This is a genomic window from Paenibacillus mucilaginosus 3016 (assembly GCF_000250655.1).
Taxonomy (GTDB): Bacteria; Bacillota; Bacilli; order Paenibacillales; family NBRC-103111; genus Paenibacillus_G; species Paenibacillus_G mucilaginosus.
The window spans coordinates 8,537,138-8,553,314 of sequence record NC_016935.1 but is presented as its reverse complement, the minus strand read 5'-3'; the positions used below and the strand labels follow the sequence as shown (position 1 = coordinate 8,553,314).

Annotated in this window: 18 protein-coding genes; 11 read left to right on the top strand and 7 right to left on the bottom strand. The window is 62.0% G+C overall.

The features are described 5' to 3' along the window. The first annotated feature begins 277 nt into the window (after positions 1 to 277). The 4 genes from PM3016_RS35850 to PM3016_RS35835 are packed head-to-tail and all read left to right on the top strand — an operon-like array spanning position 278 to position 2,928. Positions 278 to 1,369 carry a nucleotidyltransferase family protein gene (locus PM3016_RS35850; RefSeq protein WP_013921426.1) on the top strand — a complete coding sequence of 364 codons (1,092 nt, stop codon included), beginning with the start codon at positions 278 to 280 and terminating at the stop codon, positions 1,367 to 1,369. Between the two features lie 15 nt (positions 1,370 to 1,384). After that, positions 1,385 to 2,221: a hypothetical protein gene (locus PM3016_RS35845; protein ID WP_013921425.1), complete on the top strand. Its 837-nt coding sequence runs from the start codon at positions 1,385 to 1,387 to the stop codon at positions 2,219 to 2,221. After that, on the top strand, positions 2,193 to 2,477 hold the full coding sequence (locus PM3016_RS35840) for a PqqD family protein (protein WP_014372684.1): 285 nt from the start codon (positions 2,193 to 2,195) through the stop codon (positions 2,475 to 2,477). The genes PM3016_RS35845 and PM3016_RS35840 overlap by 29 nt, the downstream gene beginning before the upstream one ends. Continuing rightward, entirely contained in the window at positions 2,464 to 2,928 is a 465-nt protein-coding gene (locus PM3016_RS35835; protein WP_013921423.1) for a S24/S26 family peptidase, read from the top strand. Before PM3016_RS35840 ends, PM3016_RS35835 begins: the two co-directional genes overlap by 14 nt. 199 nt (positions 2,929 to 3,127) lie before the next feature. Here PM3016_RS35835 and PM3016_RS35830 read toward each other — a convergent pair whose 3' ends face one another. The 3 genes from PM3016_RS35830 to PM3016_RS35825 form a co-directional block, all read right to left on the bottom strand. Continuing rightward, entirely contained in the window at positions 3,128 to 4,591 is a 1,464-nt protein-coding gene (locus PM3016_RS35830; RefSeq protein WP_238540400.1) for an ABC transporter ATP-binding protein, read from the bottom strand. Beyond that, positions 4,588 to 4,929 (bottom strand): hypothetical protein, encoded by a 342-nt coding sequence (locus PM3016_RS40620; protein ID WP_238540399.1) that lies wholly within the window; start codon positions 4,927 to 4,929, stop codon positions 4,588 to 4,590. Before PM3016_RS40620 ends, PM3016_RS35830 begins: the two co-directional genes overlap by 4 nt. Before the next feature lie 302 nt (positions 4,930 to 5,231). Continuing rightward, a complete protein-coding gene (locus tag PM3016_RS35825) occupies positions 5,232 to 5,702 on the bottom strand; it encodes a hypothetical protein (RefSeq protein ID WP_013921420.1) in 471 nt (156 codons plus the stop codon). 258 nt (positions 5,703 to 5,960) lie between these two features. Between PM3016_RS35825 and PM3016_RS35820 the strand changes: the two genes are divergently transcribed. Beyond that, complete coding sequence (locus PM3016_RS35820; RefSeq protein WP_013921419.1) at positions 5,961 to 6,506, top strand: general stress protein; 546 nt, start codon at positions 5,961 to 5,963, stop codon at positions 6,504 to 6,506. 74 nt (positions 6,507 to 6,580) lie between these two features. On the opposite strand, the gene PM3016_RS35815 is transcribed toward PM3016_RS35820, so the two are convergent. Continuing rightward, entirely contained in the window at positions 6,581 to 7,078 is a 498-nt protein-coding gene (locus PM3016_RS35815) for a GNAT family N-acetyltransferase (protein ID WP_014372682.1), read from the bottom strand. A gap of 278 nt (positions 7,079 to 7,356) precedes the next feature. Here PM3016_RS35815 and PM3016_RS35810 point away from each other — a divergent pair, with 278 nt between their 5' ends. Then, positions 7,357 to 7,947 carry a TVP38/TMEM64 family protein gene (locus PM3016_RS35810; RefSeq protein WP_013921417.1) on the top strand — a complete coding sequence of 197 codons (591 nt, stop codon included), beginning with the start codon at positions 7,357 to 7,359 and terminating at the stop codon, positions 7,945 to 7,947. A gap of 116 nt (positions 7,948 to 8,063) precedes the next feature. On the opposite strand, the gene PM3016_RS35805 is transcribed toward PM3016_RS35810, so the two are convergent. Next, positions 8,064 to 8,561: a hypothetical protein gene (locus PM3016_RS35805; protein WP_014372681.1), complete on the bottom strand. Its 498-nt coding sequence runs from the start codon at positions 8,559 to 8,561 to the stop codon at positions 8,064 to 8,066. Between the two features lie 217 nt (positions 8,562 to 8,778). Here PM3016_RS35805 and PM3016_RS35800 point away from each other — a divergent pair, with 217 nt between their 5' ends. Beyond that, the gene (locus tag PM3016_RS35800) at positions 8,779 to 9,003 is read left to right on the top strand and encodes a hypothetical protein (protein ID WP_014372680.1); all 225 of its coding nucleotides are present in this window, start codon (positions 8,779 to 8,781) and stop codon (positions 9,001 to 9,003) included. 201 nt (positions 9,004 to 9,204) lie between these two features. Beyond that, positions 9,205 to 9,582, top strand: coding sequence for a PH domain-containing protein (locus tag PM3016_RS35795; RefSeq protein WP_013921414.1), 378 nt, complete (start codon positions 9,205 to 9,207; stop codon positions 9,580 to 9,582). Between the two features lie 48 nt (positions 9,583 to 9,630). On the opposite strand, the gene PM3016_RS35790 is transcribed toward PM3016_RS35795, so the two are convergent. Then, complete coding sequence (locus PM3016_RS35790; protein WP_014372679.1) at positions 9,631 to 10,326, bottom strand: hypothetical protein; 696 nt, start codon at positions 10,324 to 10,326, stop codon at positions 9,631 to 9,633. Positions 10,327 to 10,565: 239 nt separating this feature from the next. Between PM3016_RS35790 and PM3016_RS35785 the strand changes: the two genes are divergently transcribed. The 3 genes from PM3016_RS35785 to PM3016_RS35775 all read left to right on the top strand — a co-directional run bounded on the left by PM3016_RS35785 (position 10,566) and on the right by PM3016_RS35775 (position 14,000). After that, positions 10,566 to 12,758 carry a GAF domain-containing sensor histidine kinase gene (locus PM3016_RS35785; RefSeq protein WP_014372678.1) on the top strand — a complete coding sequence of 731 codons (2,193 nt, stop codon included), beginning with the start codon at positions 10,566 to 10,568 and terminating at the stop codon, positions 12,756 to 12,758. A 26-nt stretch (positions 12,759 to 12,784) separates the two neighbouring features. Continuing rightward, positions 12,785 to 13,465, top strand: a complete 681-nt coding sequence (locus PM3016_RS35780; RefSeq protein WP_014372677.1) for a response regulator transcription factor — start codon at positions 12,785 to 12,787, stop codon at positions 13,463 to 13,465. A gap of 271 nt (positions 13,466 to 13,736) precedes the next feature. Continuing rightward, complete coding sequence (locus PM3016_RS35775) at positions 13,737 to 14,000, top strand: hypothetical protein (protein WP_013921410.1); 264 nt, start codon at positions 13,737 to 13,739, stop codon at positions 13,998 to 14,000. A gap of 262 nt (positions 14,001 to 14,262) precedes the next feature. Here the strand turns inward: PM3016_RS35775 and PM3016_RS35770 are convergent, their stop codons facing one another. After that, the gene (locus PM3016_RS35770; RefSeq protein ID WP_014372676.1) at positions 14,263 to 16,005 is read right to left on the bottom strand and encodes a sigma-54 interaction domain-containing protein; all 1,743 of its coding nucleotides are present in this window, start codon (positions 16,003 to 16,005) and stop codon (positions 14,263 to 14,265) included. Between the last annotated feature and the right edge of the window lie 172 nt (positions 16,006 to 16,177).

Genomic DNA, 16,177 nt, shown 5'->3' with positions numbered 1-16,177 from the left:
AGTGTTGAAGTAGGAGCTCGGCTCCAACATATCTACCAAATGAGGTGATTCTATGAACAAGCAGCCGTACACAGCCCCACAAATCATGGAGCAGCAGGACATCACGTTCGAAACAGTTCCTTCGCACGTTTGCGACGGCCCTGCGGGCGACAAGAATCCTCACTGCGACTAAGACATCACGAAGGCGGGGATTCTTCCGCCGCTCACACATGCTTACGCTTGCCAGAACAACGGTCCGGCCTCGGGGCCGGACTGGCGTTCCGGAAGGGGGCTGCCGATGATAACCGAGTTTCTTCGTTCTTTATATACGGATGGTCTCCACTGGCCGGCAGAGGAAGCCGCGCAGCAGGCGCTGCTGGAGGATGCCGCCTTTTTTTCCTTGTCCGCCTACATCTATCATGAGCTGAAGCGCAGCGGGAAGTGGTCCCTGCTGCCGGCTTCCTCCCAGGCGGCGCTGAAGGACAAGGCCGACCGGGTCTTGTACCACAGCCTGCTGATCCGCAGGGAGCTGAACGGGCTGCTGGCCCGCTTCGAGGAAGCCGGCATCCGCGTGATCGCGCTGAAGGGCGTCCGGCTCGCCGAGCGGTTCTTCGGCCATGCCGCCGCCCGGCAGACGAGCGACATTGACCTCCTTGTACCTCCCGGGGATATGGACCGGGCGGTTGCCCTGGCGAATGCCGCGGGCTTCCTGGAGAAGGATGAGCTGGAGATTCACCATATTTCCTACTATAAAAGTCTTGGAGGCCGGAAGCTGGGAGTGGAGCTGCATCACAGCATCGGCTTCGAAACCACGGCCGAGATCGATATCTCCCGCTTATGGGATCGCTCCGAACCGGCCGAAGGCTGTACCTTCGTACGGGAGCTTCCCCTGCAGGAGACCTTCTACACCCTCTGCCTTCACGGCCTCAAGGACAAATTAACCTATAAGCATATTATCGATATGGCTCACCTGCTGGTGTACCACGGAGAGAGTCTCCGCTGGGAGGAGCTGTGGCATACGGCTTCCCGCGAAGGGACACGGGCACGGCTGATGACCGCGCTGTCCATCGTGTACCGTCTCTATCCGGATCTGGCCAGGAAGTATCCGCTGCCCGGCCGGGCGCCTGCGGTATTCTGGAGCGACCGCCTGGTGCGGGATTACATGCTCAAGCGGCAGAATGCAGGCTACTATGCCTATCTGCTGCTCTTCCCGCTGCTGTATATGGATACGAACCGGCAGCGGGCGGCTCACCTGCGCCATGTCTTCTTTCCACCCCGTTCCGCCACCCCCGTACAGCATGCGGCCTACCAGGGAACCGGGCGGTTCCAAGGGATGCTGCACCTGTACAAATACCGTGTGAGCTCCCTGCTCAAACGGCGAAGCCCATAAGAAGGAGGAGGCCTTATGCTGATGCAGACCCTCTATTTTGAGATTGCCGAACACCGGCTCATCATGGAACTTCCCGCCGGCAGTCTGCTGGACTGGGCGGTACCCAAATTCTCCGCCTCCGTCATTCCCCCGGAATCCCCTGTGACGGAGCAGCCCGACCTGCATATTACGGTAAGCGCTCCTTACGGGCAGCCGTTCCAAAGCTATGATGTGGAGATTACGCAGGATGACGAAACCATACGCTACGACCGCGGGGATTACCTTCTGACGGTAAGCCGCGATTTCCGCCGCGCCCAGGTCGCAGTACATGACGATTTTGCCCTGAACCATGCATTGATGCTGCTGTACAGCGGCTTCATCGCTCACCGCGGATGGGGACTCATGACGCATTCCTCCTGTATTGCGCAGGGTTCTTCCGCTTATCTCTTCGCCGGACAGTCGGGCGCCGGCAAATCCACTGCCGCCCTGCTGTCCCGCCCCCGGCCCGTACTGTCCGACGAAGCGGCCTTGATCCGCGTCGCACCGGACGGGGTCCGGGTATACAACTCCCCGTTCCGCAGCGATTCCGTGTGGAATGCGGAAGAGCGCACCCTGAACTGTGAGCTGAAGGGGTATCACCTGCTTCGCCAGTCGCTCGAGATCAAACGTGAAGGGATCCGCTCCTCCCAGGCGCTGATGTACCTCATGCGGACGATCTTCTACTGGCATTACGATCCGCAGGAGACGGCGAAGGTCATCTCCATGTGCCGGACTTTCGTGGAGAAGGTGCCGTTCTACGAGCTGTATTTTCAGAAAAACGACAAGTTCTGGAAGGAGATTTCCCATGAGCAGCCTGCTGCAGAGTACGTATAAATGTGCCCCTCACCTCGAGGGAATGGAGATGGACGGCGAGTTCCTGATTATGGACAGCTCCTCGCTCCGCGTGACGAAGCTGAACCCGATGGGCGGCCGGATCTGGACCCTGATCGGGGAAGGGCTGCCGCTCGAGACGGTGGTGGAACGCATCGAAGCGGAATACGATGCCGGCGGAGCCGACGTGCGCGGTGATGTCGAGCGCTTCGTGGAAGGCCTGCTCGGTGCGGGGCTGATCGAACGTGCGGCGGGCTGATCCGGCCGTCCTCTCGATGCTCGGGCGCCTGACCGCGGCCGGCCGGGAGATCGAGCTGCCCTCGCGGGGGGACAGCATGTTCCCGCTGATCCGCGAAGGCAGCCGCTGCACGTTCAGCCCGGTTCGGCCCTGCGATCTCCGCCCCGGGGATATCGTGCTGTTCCGCGGGGCCGGCGGCGAGCTCATCGGCCACCGGTATTACGGCCGCAATGAGGCCGGTCTGCTGCTCTTCCGCGGCGATGCCAACGTCCGCTTCGACGCTCCGGTACCGGACGAAGCCCTGCTGGGGCGTCTGACGGCGATCCGGCGCGGGGGCTCGCTCTACCGTCCCGACGAGGGCTTATGCCGTCTGTGGGGCCGGTGGGTGATGAGCCTGCGCTGGATTCCCACGCTGATGCGGCGGATGCTCCGAACCAAAGAGGCTCTGCGCCGCCGGGTGACGCCCGGCTGACGAAGGGCCTTTTTGGCATGCCCCCAGGGGAGTCGGGATATCCCCGCCGGGTGAGTCTGAGGGTCGGCGGCGGGAGCTCTGTGGGGGAGTGGGGAGGCTTGCGAAGTTACGGGAACTCTGTCCCTGCCGGAAGTTCTAGAGACCAAAATAGGCCGTCCCCGCTTGCTGCGGGGACGGCCTTGCTGTGTTCATGGGCCTATCAGGCGGGAGAGGCCTCCGGCAGCCCGCTGAAGGCCTCCGCCTTCATGGCCTGCAGCTGCTTCTCGTAGAGCTCGCGGTACAAGCCGGAGCGCTGGAGCAGCTCCTGATGCGTGCCGCGGTCTACGATGCCGCCGCGGTCCATGACGAGAATCTGGTCGGCCCGTACGACCGTGGCGAGCCGGTGGGCAATGATGATCGTCGTGCGGCCGCGCATCAGTTCTTCGAGCGCACCGGTGACCAGGGCCTCCGATTCGGCGTCCAGGGCGGAGGTTGCTTCGTCGAGGATCAGGATCCGCGGATCCTTGAGCAGGGCCCGGGCAATGGCGATCCGCTGCTTCTGACCGCCGGAGAGGCGCAGGCCCCGTTCGCCGACAAGGGTGTCGTAGCCGGCTTCCCATTCGGAGATGAAGCCGTGGGCATTGGCGGCCGCAGCGGCGGCCCGGATCTCCTCCATGGAGGCCTCCGGCCGGCCGTAGGCGATGTTCTCGTACACCGTTCCGGAGAACAGGGTGTTGTCCTGCAGCACGACGGCCATCTGCCCCCGGATCTCGTCGAGCCGGTAATCGCGGAGATCGGTACCGTCGATCAGGATGCGCCCGCGCAGCGGATCGTAGAAGCGGGGCAGCAGCTGGACCAGCGTCGACTTGCCCGCCCCGCTGGGGCCGACCAGGGCTACGACTTGGCCCGGCCGTGCGTGGAAGGTGATGTCGTGCAGCACTTCGTGCAGCTCGTCCTCCTCGCCGCTGCGGTACCCGAAGGCCACGTTCTCGAAACGGATGTCCCCATGACAGGAGGTCACCGGCAGGGCGTCGGGCTTAGAGCGGATCTCGGGCTCGGTATCGAGCACCTCGAAGATCCGCTCGATGTGGGCGAGTGCCGTCTGGATCGTCACATTGAGCTCGGAGAACCGGTAGATCGGTCCATAGAGCTGACCGAGGTAGGCCTGGAAGGCGACCAGGCCCCCGATCGTGAGCTCACCCTGCAGGACGAACAGCGCGCCGGCGAACCAGATAAGCCACTTGCCGGCCTCGCTGTAGGCCTGATTCATGCGGCCGAACACGTTCGAAAGGAAGAACGCCTTCCGCGCTTCCTCGGTGTGGTCGCCGGACTGGGCTTCGAACCGCTGCCGTTCGGCCTCCTCCCGGCCGAAGGCCTGCACGATCCGAACACCGGAGAGGCGCTCCACGGCATCCCCGGAGAGCTTCTCCATCCGGGCGTGCACCTCCCGCCAGGCGCCGCGGATCCGGCCGTTGAATTTGCGGAAGGTCAGGTAATACAGGGGGAGGATGGCGAGGCAGAGCAGCGCCAGCTTCCAATGCAGGTACAGGACCATGATGCCGGCGAAGACGACGATGAGCGCATCGACGACGAGCTGCAGCGCGCCTCCGCTGATGAGACGCTGGGCCCCTTCGACATCCGAGGTGATCCGGGAAGCGACCGCCCCGGCCTTGGCGGCTGTCATAGTAGCCGGGCGGAGAGGGTCTGCAGGTGCCGGTACAGCCGGCTGCGCAGATCGCGGACCGTGCGGACCCAGAGGCTTGCGGTGAACAAGCCCCTGATGAACTGCAGGACGATGCCGAGGGCGAAGGAGCCGCCCAGCAGGGCCATTGCCTGTCCGAGAGTCCAGGTGCCGTCGCGCCGGACGAGGATGTGGTCGATGATGATTTTGGTCATCCAGGGAGTGACGAGAGAGGCGCCCAGCTGCAGAATGCCGATGCCGACGATGGCGGCGGTCAAAGGCAGGTGAGGGCGGACAAAAGGAAAATATCGGCGGGCGATTGCCCACTGGTTTCGCTGCATATCGGAAGCCTCCGGAACGAAATGAATACGGGTCAACTATTCAAGAAACGGTTGATACATATTGTATCATACTATGCGGGAAGTTTCGACCGCTCCCCATGGGGTGGAGGGGCGGCGGTCCTGCATGATACAGCATTCGTAAGCCGGGCGGTTCTTGAGGCGGCAGGGAGCATGCAGGGATCCTCCTCGGATGGACTCCGCCTATACTGGAAAAGCACGAAGCGGCCGCTTCGTGCTTTTTTTGTGTCTGGAGGCTCCGCTCCATCCGCTGATCCGCAATATGGCCGACGGCGGAAGGGGGGTCACCGGCGGGAGAAGCCTTCTTCCTTGAGATACTCGACGGCTTCTTCGTAAGTCTCGTACGCGGATTCCAGGTTCAGCCCGGAGTAGACATACCACAGCTCGTCCTCATAGATGAGGGAGAGGGTCTGGCCCTCGGAATTCATCCAGCGCTCGTCCTTGGAGCTTGCGCCCACCGCTTGTTCGGCCGCGGACTTGGGGGCCAGGGATTGGATGGACTCCTGGATGAGACGGCGCAGCGCCTCCTCTTCGAAATCCCGGATATTGACAAGTCCGCGCTCGTCCGTGTCATAGCCTTCGATCGAACCGGCATAGACGAAGCCGTTGCCGTTCGGGTGCAGGTGGTATACGACGACCTTCTTGTCCTGGGCGCTCTCGTCATAATGGAAGTTGATGCGTCCGAGCGAGACGTCTTTGCGTTTCAGTTCAGGGAAGCTCTCGATCACCGCGAGCTTTTGTTCAAAAGTCAGCATGGATTCCTCCGCTTGTAGGTTGGGTTGGGGTTACAGTACATGGCCTGTTCCTTATTATAGCATATCCGCTTCCGGGTGCCTTAAAGCAGGGTTGTCCGTTTCGCCGGGCCGAAGCGGGGTTAATACAGTTATGCAGTGGTACGAAGAACCAACGCTTGCGCCGGAGCAGCCAGGGCGAACTGGAGCTTCTGGTGTACAAGCCCTTAAATGTTGAGGCGGCCCGGACACCGGGTCAGCTATACCAAGGAGGGAATCACCATGAGTGCAAAGAAACTGGTAGGCGTATTTCGTTCCGAGCAGGAGGCAATTGCAGCGATTGAGGGGTTGAAGCGCCAAGGGTACAGCTCGAATGACATTTCGGTCATCGCCAGAGATAAAGAAGATGTCAGCGCGGTATCCGAATCGACGGGGACCAAGGCGCCTGAAGGTGCGGCGACAGGTGCGGCGACGGGCGGTGCGCTCGGCGGGATCGCCGGCCTGCTGGCGGGCATCGGCGCGCTGGCCATTCCGGGTGTAGGTCCGATCATTGCGGCAGGCCCGATCGCAGCTGCGCTGACGGGTGCGGCTGTAGGCGCCGGTGCCGGCGGGATCGTAGGCGGCCTGATCGGAATGGGGATTCCGGAAGACGAGGCCAACACGTACAACAGCTATGTGAATGAGGGGAACATCCTCGTGCTGGTGGATTCCCGTCCGGATCTGGATAACGAAGTGTACAACACCTTCCGTTCCAACAATTCGCTGAACGCGAATATGTACGATACGGACTATAGCACGACGACGACCACAACCCAGCGTCTGCGCTAGGGGGAAGGGCGGCGGAGCATCCGGAGGCACCCGTAAGGGTGCCTTTTTGGCGTTCCTAGGGGGATGCGCGTGTGCTACTCCTGCAGCTTGAGCAGCAGGGTCCACGAAGTGCCGGACTCGCCCGTGCGAACGAAGCCGAGCCGTTCATACAAGCGCAGCGCTGCATTCGACGGATCCACGCTGAGGGAGAGCGCGGGATAACCGGCGGCAGCCGCCTCGGCGATCAGGTGGCTCAGCAGCTGCGTGCCGATCCCCTGGCCTTCAAGGCCGGGAAGGACTGCGACACTGAGCTCCGGCGTCCTCTCATCGACGAAACCGTAGCCGGGCTTCTCTGCGGTATAGAGCCGGTACCACGCGGTGCCGGCCGGCTGGCCGTCTGCGGTGCGCGCGATCCATCCGCTGTCTCCCGGGCGGCCCCAGCCGTCCAGGCAACTGCGGATGCCGGGGTCGGCGAGCAGCACTTCCTTCGGAGGCTTATTCTCCGGAATATGAATCATAGCGTAGAGCATATCCCACAAGAAGGGCATGTCACCCGGTTGAACGGGAGTGATGTGCAGTGATGGAGAGGTCATGGGCAGGTCCCCTTTTGGCTTGGAATGACGGGGCGCCTCTCTTGGGGAGGCAGTGCCCCTGCGGCCGGCTGCCGTTCCCAGGCAGGCATGGGCGGGCGTCCCCGGCCGTATCTGCTCTTATTGTACACGGGATTCTCCGGGGATTCCCAGGGAGGAGACGGTTGTTACCTGAACTTTCCTGTAGGGTCTTCCTGCACGGCCTTGCAAAAGAGATTTGCGGTCGCCCATCCCTCTCGGGTATAGTGGAATTACTATAACCCCGAAGGTGATCCGAACGTATGAGTTGGAACGAAACGTTATCCCGCATGAACTGGCATCAGGTGGAACACTGGCTGAAGCAGTACGAAGCCCTCGGACCCCTGCCCGGTATCGTGGCTCCTATGGTGGAGTCTTACATTCCGGTGCTGCCGCTGGTGGCCATCCTGGTCGCGAACGTCAACGCTTATGGTCTCACCGAAGGCTTTTTGCTCTCTTGGATCGGCGTCGTGCTTGGCTCGATCAGCGTGTTTGCAATCGTTAGAAGGTTCAGCGGGCGGGTCCGCGGCTGGATCGAACGGAAGCACCCGCGTTCCCAGCGGCTGATTCACTGGCTGGAGACGCACGGATTCACCCCGATCTTCGTACTGGCCTGCTTCCCTTTCACCCCCTCCTCCTTGGTGAATATCGTCTCGGGGCTCTCCCGGGTTCCTTTTCACACGTTTGCCGTCGCTACGACGCTCGGCAAGGGCGTGATGATCTTCCTGGTGTCCTTCGCGGGCCACGATATCCGCAGTCTGCTCAGCCAGCCGTGGAAAATTGCTCTGGTGCTCGGCGTCTTCGCCCTCATGTGGCTGATGGGCCGCAAGCTGGAGTCCAAGTATTTCAAGTGAGCCGGCCGGCTTCTGTACCATGTGACGCATAGGATGACAGCCCTGCTCCTCCGGAATCCGTTCCGAAGGAGGCAGGGCTGTTTGTGCTGTTGGGTTGGTCTGGCCCGGTTCGGGTCTCAGCTCGGGAGTGCGGAAGAGGCGGCAGCCGTACCGGAGGTGCGGGAGAAGTCCGGCTCGAAGGCAAGAATGGCGCCGTACCACAGGAACGGGAGATAGAAGAGATTGAAGATCACCATGAACGGATGGGGGACTCCGTCCATCGGGACCAGCATGAGCAGAGGGGAGGCGAGGGCGATCAGGGCCGGCCAGCGGGAGAGGGTGCGGGCCTGCAGCATGGAGAGGCCAAGAAGCACGTAGCCGCCGAGGAACATCATGAAGGTGCTGCGCATGAGGGTGCCGCCGGGCTGGGTCATCTGAACTTCCATGACGTGATCGGAGACCTTCTTCAGTGCGGCTTCGTCGGTAATGTCTTTGAAGAGAACGGGATAGTCGAAAATCTGCAGCACCGAATGCAGTGTCTCGGAGAGGATCGTAGCGAAGACGAGGACGAAGCTGATCCAGCCCCACCAGCGCAGGCGTCCTGCATGCTGGAGGTAGAGGCCGGGAAGTCCCATCAGCACGAGCAGCACGGCGGCGAGCAGGGCGATGTGGGTCCAGACGGCCGTCGGCAGCCAGGTCGGCTCCAGGTCGTCGACCGGTAGCAGGCGATCCTGGTGGCCCGGGGAACGGGACTGGGGCAGCCCAAGGAGTAAGGGGCGGTGCAGATCGGTTTGTGTTTATCCTGGAATAGGTGTAAATTGGTGTAAATTGCAAATGAAGGGGCGGCTGCGGATGTTCGCTGGCATAGCTTACAGGCTGGGATATCTGGTCATGGTGGCCTGGCTGGTCTTCGTGTTCTATGGTTTGGCCCAGGCCGATGACTGGGGCGGCGACGGCAGATCGGCTGCAGCTCTGCTGATGTTTGCGGCCGGCCTTATTGTATTTCCGGTCTACTTCGTGCTCGTCTACGGGCTCGGCCGGCTGCTTTCCCTACGCGGGAAGGGCAGGAGCCGATAACTACCCCGCCGCCCGGTGGTTACCGGCATCCCAGGCCGGTGAGGCCAGCGGTCATCCCTTGCTTTCCGAAGGCGGCCGACTGAGCTGAATCGATGGGCACCGGGCATGTTACGCGAAAATCCGCATGGCGGGCCGTATTAAATCCTGCCGCTGCATCGTATACTCATCGTATACTGGCAGAATCGAAAGGCGGGGGTTACCATGGGGCTGTTCGACGGGCTGATGGGCAATGCATCCGAGGTGCCGGCAGCGGAAGCGCATAAGGAATTCGGAACGCTGCTGACACGGGAGGAACGGGTGGAGAAGGCCTACAAACTGATCCGGGACATCTTTGTCTTCACGAACAAACGGCTGATTCTCGTGGATAAGCAGGGTGTGACCGGTCGGAAGATCGAGTACCTGTCGGTGCCCTACCGGAGCATCACGCGGTTCAGCATTGAGACGGCCGGCACGTTCGACCTGGATGCGGAGCTGAAAATTTGGGTGTCGGGCACGGCGGAGCCGGTGCGCAAGCAGTTTAACAAGAGCCTCAATATCTATGCGCTGCAGGCCATTCTGGCCGAATATGTGCTCAAATGAAGAAGACGGGCTGCCGGGAAAGAGGGCAGTCCGTCTTTGTGCATAAACTTATGCGGTTGTCCGGGCTGCTGCGCGTTGACCCGTGGCTGCGGAAGAAGAAACGCTCGAGAAGAGAGTGAACCCGTAGTAGACGATGGCCAGGTGGATATAAGAGAAGGACACTTCGAAGAAGTGGGCCTTGATGAACATGCCGAGGATCAGGATCACCAGGACCACAAGGTTGAAAATGGCCGGCCCTTTGGGGAGAATACGCGCTTTGAGGGTGGAGAAGGCGAGCAGCAGGAAGCCAAGGAGAATGCACGGCAGGATAGGTGCGGTCACGGCCAGCTGCAGCGGGAACCGGTCGATCGCCATATGGCTGATACCGTCGTTGACGATCTTCAGTGCGGCTTCGTCCTGGATGTTCCCGTACATAATCGGATAGCCGAGAATCTGGACGGGGCCGTGGAAGATCTCGAGCATTAGGCCGATGAACAGCAGCGGCAGGGAGAGCCAGCCCCAGAAGCGCAGGCCGGCGGCCTGGCGGAGATAGAGGCCGCTCAGGCCCAGCAGGATCAGGGTGGAGGCCCAGGCCAGCTGCACATGCATATTGACGGCCAGGTTCAGGAACTCCGGAATGGCGGCGACGGACTCGGGTGTGTCGGGGGCGTGCATCAGCTGCCCGGCGGCGCCCATCAGGCCGCCGAGCATCAGCAGGATGCCGCAGAAGCGGTAGTAGCCTCGGGGTACGGTAAGAGTGGTCATGGCTGTCATGTTCCTCCTTGGGAAGCGGGGTATTGGTTTGGATGAGACCATCGTACCGTACCGGGTTTCCCGGGAGACAGAGGGAGGGCTTCCCGGGAACCGGGAAGCTCACTTGGGAATTGCTCTGGGCAGCGCTGCCGGCCATAGACCGTCCGAAGAGGGGTTGCTATACTTAGGGCGATGGTCCTGAATCATTCCGTATCCGATACGGTTTATCCAAGAAAGCGATGTGAATCGTAGTGAATCTGACATCCCCCGCCGAAGCGTCACTGATGCCCAAGGGAGAGGCGGCAGGACGGCAAACGGTCTCCCCTCCGGTCCGCTGGGCCATCCTCGGCGCCTGCCTTCTGTCCGTTCTGCTGTTTATAGCGGCCCTGCCTTACTTTACCCGGGATATGAGCACCCTCTGCGTCGAGAGCGCCTGCGGCGCTTCCGAGAATCCGCCGCCCGGGCGGGAGTGGCTGACCGCGCACGGCTTCAGTCCGCTGGTGTACGCGGGGGCCTATGCCGCGTTGTATTCCCTGTTCGCCCTGGTGTATATCGCCGCAGCCCTGGTGCTGTACCGCAAGAAGTCCGGCGACCGGATGGGCCTGCTCGGCATGCTCACGCTGGTCACCTTCGGTGTGACGTTCACCCCGATCCTCGAGACGCTGAAGACGGTGGGGCCGTTCTACGCCGCAGCGGTGCGTCTGGTTGCGGGCCTCGGGATTTCTTCCTTCATGCTGTTCTTCGCCCTGTTCCCGGGGGGCACGTTCTTCCCCAGATGGAACCGGTGGCTGGTCGCCTTCATCATTCTCATCCGGGCGCCGGGCCTCATGTTCCCGGATACGGTGCTCGACCTGCAGTACTGGTCCCAGTGGTGGATGGGAGGCTGGCTGCTCCTGTGGTCGCTCTCTATGGTAGGCATTCAGATCTACAGGTACCGCCGCTGCTCGGATGTGCTGGAGCGGCAGCAGACCAAATGGGTGGTCTTCGGTTTGTCGCTCGCGGTGGCGGGCCTGCTGGGGATCACGGCGGTGTTCCTGGTGTTCGAGGAGGCCATCCTGCTCGATCCGGTCAAAACCTTCATTGTCGACACGGGCATCTACTTCTCGATGACCCTCATTCCCGCAACGATGCTGATCGCCCTGCTGCGCCACCGTCTGTGGGATATTGACCCGCTGGTCACCCGGACGCTGGTCTACGGTGCGCTCACCGTCAGTGTGGTGGCTGTCTACATCGGTTCCGTATGGTATATTGGAACCATACTGCATACGAGCGCCCAGTGGTTCGTCTCTCTACTCGCCACCTCGCTTGTGGCCGTCATGTTCGCTCCGCTCAAGGAGCGGCTGCAGCGGACCGTGAACCGCATGATCTATGGAGAAAAGGACGATCCTTCCTCCGTTCTCGGCAGGCTCGGAAGGCAGCTCGAAGAGCCGCTGCCTCCGGAGGAAGCCCTGCGGGTCGTGGTCCGCACGATCCGCGAGGCGCTGCGTCTGCCGTACGCATCGCTGACCCTGCTGCACAGCGGGGAGGATCTCCCCGTGGCCGAGGACGGAACGCCTGTCCCGCTGCAGGAGCTCGAGCGCATTCCGGTCATCCACCGGGGCGAGGAGCTCGGTGCGGTGCGGGTGGCGCCGCGTTCGCCGGGAGAGACCTTCTCGTCTTCCGACCGGGCGTTCCTCGCGCTGCTTGTGCGGCAGGCGGGCGTCATCGTGCACGGACTGCGGATGTCGCTGGACCTGAGGCGCCTTGCGGCCGATCTGCAGGAGTCGCGGGAGCGGCTCGTCCGCACCCGGGAGGAGGAGCGCCGCCGGCTGCGGATGAACCTGCACGACGACACGGCGCCTCGCTTGGCCGCGCTGGCTCTGACGGCTGCCGCTGCCGAGGAGCTCATGAAGAGCGACCCCGAAGCGGCGAAGCGCATCCTCGCGGAGCTGCGGTCATCGATCCGCCGGACGGTGGACGACATCCGCACGCTGGTCTACGATTTGCGGCCGCCGGCGCTCGACGAGCTGGGACTGGCCGGTGCGATCCGGGAGCGGATCGGGGATCTTGCGTCGGCGATGCACGCATCCGGCTCAGGGGAGCCGGGCGGCGGCGGAGCCATCCGCTTCGAGCTCGACGAGCCTGCGGCCTGGCCTGCGCTGCCTGCGGCCGTGGAGGTAGCGGCCTACCGGATCGCGACGGAGGCGATGGTCAATGCGGTGAAGCACTCGCGTGCGGCGTGCTGCCGTGTCACGCTGCGCATCGTGGAGGACGAGGGGCCGCAGCTTCAGCTGTGGATTGAAGATGACGGCATCGGGATGCCGCCGGCCGGGGAGCGGACGGGAGCCCGCAGCCTCGGCATGCATACGATGCGGGAGAGGGCCTCGGAGCTTGGAGGCTGGTGTACGGTAGAGGCCGGGGAACGGGGTGGCACGCGGGTTGCCGCGATGCTGCCGATCGCCTGAGCCTGGAAGGGAGGAAGGGCAGGTTGATGGAGAAGCTTCGAATCTTGATCGCGGACGATCATCCTCTGTTCCGTTATGGGATCGGGATGCTGCTGGCTACTACAGGAGATCTGGAGGTCGTGGGCGAGGCGGCGACAGGGGAAGAGGCGGTGGAGATGGCCGCTGCCCTTCAGCCGGATGTCATCCTGATGGATATTCGGATGCCCGGCTGGAACGGGATCGAGGCGACACAGCGCATTGCCCGCCGGGATGGGAAGGCGCAGATCCTCATCCTGACGATGTTCAAGGATGACGCCTCCGTATTCACGGCGATGCGCGCGGGGGCAAGGGGGTACGTGCTCAAAGATGCGGAGAAGGATGATCTGCTGCGGGCGATCCGGGCGGTGGGACGCGGGGAGGCGATCTTCTCCCCGGGCATTGCCGCCCGGATGATCGACTACTTCGCGATGACCCGTCCGGCGGCGCGGGAGGAGCTGTTCCCGGAGCTCACGGCCCGGGAGCGGGAGGTGCTCTACCTGATCTCGGAGGGAGCCTCGAACAGCGACATTGCGGGGCGCCTTGAGCTCAGCGGCAAGACGGTGGCGAACTACGTGACGAATATCCTGAACAAGCTGCAGGTGCAGGACCGTAGCGAGGCCATCCGGCTGGCGCGCGAATCCCGGCTCGGTCCGGAAGGCTTCGGAACGGGAGAGTCTTCACTGGCTTGAAGGCTGAAGCACGGCGGCACGAACGGAATGACACCAGGGGACGGGATGTCCGGAACGGTAGAATACCTCCTTGGGTGGCATGGTATGTGTTGTTAGCTAAAGCAAATTTTAGACGTTTCGACATTTTCTCTACAAAATTCGATGGTTTCCCCGGAGTGCGCATGGTAATCTACAGGAATCGGCAAAGGATGCTGCCCGGATCCGACCTGCATGCACAGGAGGATCACGAGAAACCTGCCGTCAGCAGGACAAAAGAGAAGGAGAAACGCGAATGGCGCTCAGCCTTCAATTCAAAGCCGCGCTGCTGAAGTCGCATGAGAATTTGGCCTACCGGATTGCCTATCATCTGCTGGGTACCCCGGAGGAGGCCGCGGAAGCGGCCATGAAGTCGCTCCTCGAAGTGTCGCAGGACCAGCGGTTCTTCTGGATTCCGGAGGAACTGCAGCGCAGGAAAGTCAAGGAAGCGGTGATCCGCCACTCGCTCCACCTGAAGAAGCAGGAGGCGTGCAGGTGGCCCGCCGGGGCCGTTCACTGAAGAAGCCCCGCAGGCGGTGTGCAGAACGCCGCATGACAACCGTCCCGTCAGGCAAGTCCCATAGACAAGGTCCCTAAGCAAAGCGGGGCAGGCATTATCAATCCCTTGCAGCAATAGCGAATAACATAACAGGCCAAAAAGCCGGCCCGGAAGAAAAGTCTTCCGGAGCCGGCTTTTTGGTTGTCGTGCCGCAGCTTCCTGGTGCGGCCCTGCCCCCATTGGGGGGTCAGTGGTCAGGAAGCTGCGGCCGCCGGGAGTGCGGTTAATCGAGCTGATATTCTTTGAGCTTATTGTACAGGGTGCCGCGCGAGACACCGAGCAGCTTGGCGGCGGCGCTCTTGTTCCCGAGCGTCTTCGCCAGGGCTTCCCGGATCAGGTGAAGCTCTTCATTCTCGGAGATGTTCGTCCGCAGCACTTTGTCCCGGCGGACCGTCGTGCCCTCGAAGAATTCGGCATCGAGCGGCTGCTCGTCCTGAATCTGCTTCGGCAGATGCTCGTGCGTAATCCGATCATCTTCGCTCAAGATGACACACCGCTCGATGATGTTCTTCAGCTCGCGGATGTTGCCCGGCCAATCGTAATTCATTAGGGCGAGCATGACCTCAGGCGCGATGTGCGGCAGAGGCTTCTGGTACTGGAGCGCATATTCGCGGAGGTACAGCTGAATGATGCCCGGGATGTCCTCTTTGCGCTCGCGCAAAGGAGGCAGCGCAATGGTAATGACATTGAGCGCATAATACAGATCCGCGCGGAAGTCCCCCCGTTCCACGAGCGGCAGCAGATCCTGCTTGGCGGCAGCGATGATCCGGGTGCTGACCGCAACCGGGGCATGGCCTCCGGAGCGGACGACGGTGCGGTTCTGCATATAGTGGTACAGCTTCGCCTGCGTATCAAGAGGGAGCTTGTCAATCTCGTCGATGAACAGGGTGCCGCCGTCGGCCAGCTCGATCTTCCCTGCGCTGCCGGCCGCATGGCCGGTGAAGGCGCCGCCCTGGTAGCCGAACAGCTCCGTATCGAGCAGCCCGGCAGGTACCGCGCCGCAGTTCACGGCCAGACAAGGCGCCGATGCCCGCCGGCTCGCGCCGTGAATCGTAATGGCGAGCTGCTCCTTGCCTACTCCCGTTTCCCCGACGATGAGCAGGGGATTGTCTGCCGCGGCCACCTTGCGGGCCAGACCGATGGCTTTCCCCACGGCCTCCCCCTTGCCGGAGATGGCGGCGAACGGATCTCCCTGATCCGGATTCACTTCAAGCCGTCCGCTGCCGGCTGTCGACAGTTCCTCGTTCAGCCGGACCAGATTGGTGATGTCCTGTTCGGTGGCGATCCCGCCGATGATGCGGCCGTCCTTGTCGAGTATCGGCGAAGCGTTGATTAGCACGTGGGTGCCCGGACGGGGGCGGTGATAGGTGCTGCGGATGCGCCGGCCCTCATCGAGAATCTTCATAATGATGAGGGAATCGGCATCGAAGTGTTCGCCGATGCGGCGTCCGATGATGTCGGACTTCGGGATGCCGTACACCTCTTCGGCCGGCGTGTTCCAGCAGATGACCTTGCCGCTGCGGTCGACAACGGTGACGGCGTCGGCAACCGTCTCGGCCAGGGAATAGAAATAAGAGGCATACTGCCGGCTGCTCTTCAGCAGAAAGTCGATCAGGTCCGCGGGGAGGCTGTAGCCGAGTACGGCGCCGGAACGGCTGCGGATGACGACCGGCCGGGATCCGAAGGCTGGGGTGTCGTGCAGGGCGTCGGGCCCGGTCTGTGCCTCGTCCACGATCCAGACCGTAGAAGCCAGCTCCGGCCGGGTCTTCAGGAACTCTTCCACCGGCAGGTCGGGCGTATCTTCCAATAATGGAAGATCCCCTGACGTGAACAGGAAGAGGGATGCCTCCGCCTCGATACAGGCGGCTCCGGACTGTCGGAGCCCTTCGAGCAGACCGGCGATAGGCAGCGAGGGGGATAGGGTAACGAACGAAGTATCTATGGGAAATTGTTCAGAATTGAACATAGGGTGACCTCACGCATCTAGGATACTTTTAAATTTATCACGAAAACCTCATTGAAACAATGAGGTCTGCTCCCCTGTTGGAAAACGACTCCATTAGAAGAGTTGTTCAATAATAAACACATGAATCGATTTAGAACATTTAGTTAAAAATAGTATACAAATTGTCAACCTC